The organism is Nocardia sp. NPDC002869 (assembly GCF_046764065.1).
Classification (GTDB): Bacteria; Actinomycetota; Actinomycetes; order Mycobacteriales; family Mycobacteriaceae; genus Nocardia; species Nocardia rhamnosiphila.
Genome location: NZ_JBKOOL010000272.1, coordinates 1 through 4329, shown reverse-complemented (window position 1 = coordinate 4329; position 4329 = coordinate 1). Strand labels below are relative to the sequence as shown.

The 4329-nt window shown below is 68.8% G+C and carries 4 protein-coding genes; all 4 read left to right on the top strand.

From position 1 onward, the window contains the following. Window positions 1-237 precede the first annotated feature (237 nt). Window positions 238-1128, top strand: a complete 891-nt coding sequence (locus tag ACLML9_RS27965; RefSeq protein ID WP_411948303.1) for a metal ABC transporter solute-binding protein, Zn/Mn family — start codon at window positions 238-240, stop codon at window positions 1126-1128. Window positions 1129-1155: 27 nt separating this feature from the next. Next, window positions 1156-2130: a metal ABC transporter ATP-binding protein gene (locus tag ACLML9_RS27960; protein ID WP_411948302.1), complete on the top strand. Its 975-nt coding sequence runs from the start codon at window positions 1156-1158 to the stop codon at window positions 2128-2130. After that, complete coding sequence (locus tag ACLML9_RS27955) at window positions 2131-2997, top strand: metal ABC transporter permease (protein WP_030524116.1); 867 nt, start codon at window positions 2131-2133, stop codon at window positions 2995-2997. It begins immediately after the preceding gene. Between the two features lie 81 nt (window positions 2998-3078). Then, window positions 3079-4248, top strand: coding sequence for an acyl-CoA dehydrogenase family protein (locus ACLML9_RS27950; RefSeq protein WP_411948301.1), 1170 nt, complete (start codon window positions 3079-3081; stop codon window positions 4246-4248). Window positions 4249-4329: the final 81 nt, after the last annotated feature.

Below are 4329 nucleotides of genomic sequence, written 5' to 3'. Positions count from 1 at the left end.
GAAGGCTCGAGTCTCGAGGCCGAAACGGCGAGACCCAGGGGGCCTCAACCCCGCGCCGCCGCAGGCGGCGCCAAAAAACACAGGAGGGGCCGCATATCGAACCCGCTTCAACCCCCACAGCCGCGGAATGTCTGCGCGACAGGAATGGCTGGAACCGGACGGTCGGTTCAAACCTCGTCACCAGGGCTGCTAAAGTAAAACGGAAACGATTTCCATTAACCCTGGTAGGTATTTGCCGTGTCACCTCACTATGCCCGTAGCGCTCTGATCATCGCCGTGGGTGTGGCGGCGGCCGCGGCACTCACCGCCTGCGGCGGGGCCGGCTCCGATTCCGGCAAACCGTCGGTGGTCGCCTCGACCAATGTCTGGGCCGATATCGCGAGCACCGTCGCGGGGCCCGATGCCGACGTCTCCGCGATCATCTCCGAGCCCTCCACCGACCCGCATTCGCATGAAACCTCGGCATCGGAATCCGCGCAGCTCAGCGATGCCGATCTGGTCGTGTACAACGGTGGCCACTACGACGAATTCGTCGCGAAGGCGATCGAGGGCCGCGGTAAGCGCACCGTCGAGGCGGTCGCGGCCCGGGACGAGGCCATCCGGGACGATTCGAACGAGCACGTCTGGTACGACATGGAAACCGTCGCCCTGGTCGCCGGACAGATCGGCGACCGGCTCGCCGAAATCGATCCCGCGCACGCCCAGGGCTACACCGATCGGGCGGCGCAGTTCGCCGACCGGCTGGCACAGGTCGGCGCGAGCACCGACGCGATCGCGGCCGACCACCCCGGCCTCCCGGTCCTGCAGACCGAACCGCTGGCGTACTACCTGCTGCAGGATGCCGGTACCGTCGACCGGACGCCCCGGGACTACCAGGAGGCGATCGAGCAGGAGACCGATCCGTCGCCCGCCGCGGTCGCCGCCACCCGCGACCTGATCGCCGGCAAGCAGGTCGCGGTCCTGATCTACAACGTGCAGACCGAGGACAAGGTAGGCCGGGATCTGCGCGATGCCGCCGTCGCCGCCGGCATTCCGGTGGTAGAGGTGACCGAAACGCTGCCGTCCGGAACGGATTTCGTAACGTGGCAGACGCAGAACGCCCAGGCGCTGGCCGACGCCATCGGCTGACCGCACCCGAGGAACGGATAGATCGATATGAGCAGCGATATCGCCTCGACAGCGGACCGTGCCACGACGGCCGGTGACGGCAGTGTCGCGGCCGAGCGCTTCGACGACTCCGCTCGGCCCGCGCCGGAACCCGCCGTACGGCTCGAATCGGCCACTCTGGCGTTCGGCGACCGCGTCCTGTGGCGGGAATTGGATCTCAGCGTCGCCCGGGGTGAGTTCATCGCGGTGCTCGGGCCGAACGGCTCCGGCAAGACGTCCCTGCTCCGGGTGCTGCTCGGTCAACTGGCCCTGAGCTCGGGCAGCGCCCGGATCGCCGGCGCCGCGCCGCGCGCGGGCCACCCGGATATCGGTTACATACCGCAGCAGCGCACCATCGACGCGGGCGTGCAGTTACGCGGCGTCGATCTGGTCGGTCTCGGCGTGGACGGACACCGCTGGGGGCTGGGCCTGCGAGCGCGCGCCGAGCGCCGGCGCAAGGTCGCCGCCGCAATCGCCGATGTCGGCGCGGAGAGGTTCGCCAAGGCGCCGCTGGAGAGCATGTCCGGCGGCGAACAGCAACGGTTGCGGGTGGCGCAGGCACTGGTCGGCGACCCCGCGGTACTGCTCTGCGACGAACCACTGCTGAGCCTCGACCTGGCCAGCCAGCAGCTGGTCTCCGGGCTGATCGACGCCCGGCGCCGCCGCCACGGCACATCGGTACTGTTCGTCACCCACGAGATCAACCCGATCCTGCCGCTGGTGGACCGCGTCCTCTACCTGGTCGGCGGGAAATTCCGGATCGGCACCCCGGACGAGGTCATGACCTCCGCGGTGCTCTCGGAGCTGTACCAGACCGAGGTCGACGTGCTGCGTGTCCGGGGCAGGCTGGTCGTGGTCGGCACCGGTGACACCATGGACGCCCTCGGCACCGCCGGCGCCCACTGCCACGGGGAGCCGGGGACCCCGCACACCGGTGGCCCCTTGGCCGAACTCACCCAGCGAGCGGGACAGGCGAACGGGTAGATGGACAAGCTCTCCGAGGTACTGGGCGAAATCTTCGACATCCAGACCACCGCACACCTGCTCGGCTACGACTTCGTACAGCAGGCCGTTGTCGCGGCGGCCCTGCTCGGCCTGCTCGCCGGAGTGATCGGCCCGCTGATCATCAGCCGGCAGATGTCGTTCGCGGTCCACGGCACCAGCGAACTCTCGCTGACCGGTGCGGCCGCCGCGCTGCTGGTCGGCGCGGGCGTCGGACTCGGGGCGATCGCCGGTTCGGTGGTGGCGGCCGTGCTGTTCGGCGTACTCGGCACCCGGGCCAGAGAGCGCGACTCGGTGATCGCGGTGGTGCTGTCGTTCGGGCTCGGCCTGTCGGTGCTGTTCCTGTGGCTCGGTCCCGAACGCGCGGGGTCGAAATTCTCGCTGCTGACCGGGCAGGTCGTGAGCGTCGGTTTCGGCGGGCTGACACTACTGGCCACCTGCACCGCCGCGGTGCTCGCGGTACTGGCCGTGGTGTACCGCCCGCTGCTGTTCGCCAGCACCGATCCGGAGGTCGCGGTGGCCCGGGGTGTGCCGGTACGGGCGCTGTCCATCCTGTTCGCGGTGATGCTCGGGATCACGGCGGCCTTCGGTGTCCAGATCGTCGGCGCCCTGCTGGTGCTCGCACTGCTGATCACCCCGGCGGCCGCGGCCGCGCAGCTGACCGCCGACCCGGTGCGCGCCACCGTGCTTGCGGTGATCTTCGCCGAGATCGCCGCGGTGGGCGGCATCCTGCTGTCGCTGGCGCCGGGGGCGCCGGTCTCCACGTTCGTCACCACGATCTCGTTCGTGATCTACCTGGTCTGCCGGGTGATCGGGGCGCGGCAGCGTCAGGTCGCCCGGGTCCGCTGAGTACCTGAGGGCAGGTGCCTTCAGTCCCGGCGGCGAAGTTTCGTATGCTCGTCCTCAACGCCCCCGGACGAAGGTGACCACATGATCGACTTCACGATTCCCGCCGAGCTCGCCGCCGAACGTGACCGGGTCCGCGCATTCGTCGCAGACAAGATCGTGCCCTACGAGCGCGACCCGCGACTCACCTCCCACGGCCCCACCGACGAACTCCGTCAAGAACTCGTGGAACTCGCCCGCGCCGAGGACCTGCTGACCATCCAGGCTCCCACCGCACTCGGTGGCCGCGGCCTCACCCATGTGGAACAGGCCGTGCTCTACGAAGCCGCCGGCTGGTCGACGCTGGGACCGGTCGCCATGAACTGTGCCGCTCCGGACGAAGGCAATATGTTCCTGCTCTCCAAGATCGCGAACCCCGAGCAGACCGAGCGCTACCTCCGGCCGGTCATCGACGGGCATCAGCGCTCGGTATTCGCCATGACCGAACCCGACGGCGCCGGCTCCGACCCCGGCCAGCTCGCCACCACCGCCACCTTCGACGGCGAGAACTTCGTCATCGAAGGCCGCAAATGGCTGATCACGGGCGCCAACGGCGCCAAGACCTGGATCATCATGGCACTGCTCGGCGACAACCCCCACCTCCCCGCCGGACCCACCCTCTTCCTCACCGACGGCGACCGCCCCGGCATCGTCATCGAACGCACCATGAACACCATGGACCGCAACTACGTGGCCGGGCACTGTGTGGTCCGCTTCGACAACCTCACCCTCCCGAAGTCGGCGCTGCTCGGCGAAGCAGGCCAGGCCCTGCGCTACGCCCAGCTGCGCCTGGCCCCCGCCCGCCTCACCCACTGCATGCGCTGGCTCGGCGCCGCCGAACGCGCCCAGAGCATCGCCATCGACCACGCCAAAACCCGCACCGCCTTCGGCAAGACCCTCGGCGAACACCAGGGCGTCTCGTTCATGATCGCCGACAACGAGATCGCGCTGCACCAGTGCCGGCTGACCATCTGGCACACCTGCTGGCTCATGGACCAGGGCGAGAAGGCCCGCCACGAGAGTTCGATGGCGAAATCGTTCGTCTCCGAGGAACTGTTCAAGGTCGCCGACCGCTGTGTCCAGATCCTGGGCGGCATCGGCGTCAGCGACGAGACGGTGGTCGAGATGATCTTCCGCGATATGCGCCCCTTCCGCCTCTACGACGGCCCCACCGAAGTCCACAAATACGCCATCGGCCGCAAAGTACTGCGGTAATTGCTGTGTTTATTGGCGGCGCCTGCGGCGCCGCGGGGTCGAGGCCCCCTTGGTCCCGCCGTTCAGGCCTCGAGACTCGAG

Excerpts from the sequence above, each read along its gene's own strand:
- ACLML9_RS27960 (WP_411948302.1), top strand. The coding sequence starts at position 1,156 with ATGAGCAGCGATATCGCCTCGACAGCGGACCGTGCCACGACGGCCGGT.
- ACLML9_RS27955 (WP_030524116.1), top strand. The coding sequence starts at position 2,131 with ATGGACAAGCTCTCCGAGGTACTGGGCGAAATCTTCGACATCCAGACC.
- ACLML9_RS27950 (WP_411948301.1), top strand. The coding sequence starts at position 3,079 with ATGATCGACTTCACGATTCCCGCCGAGCTCGCCGCCGAACGTGACCGG.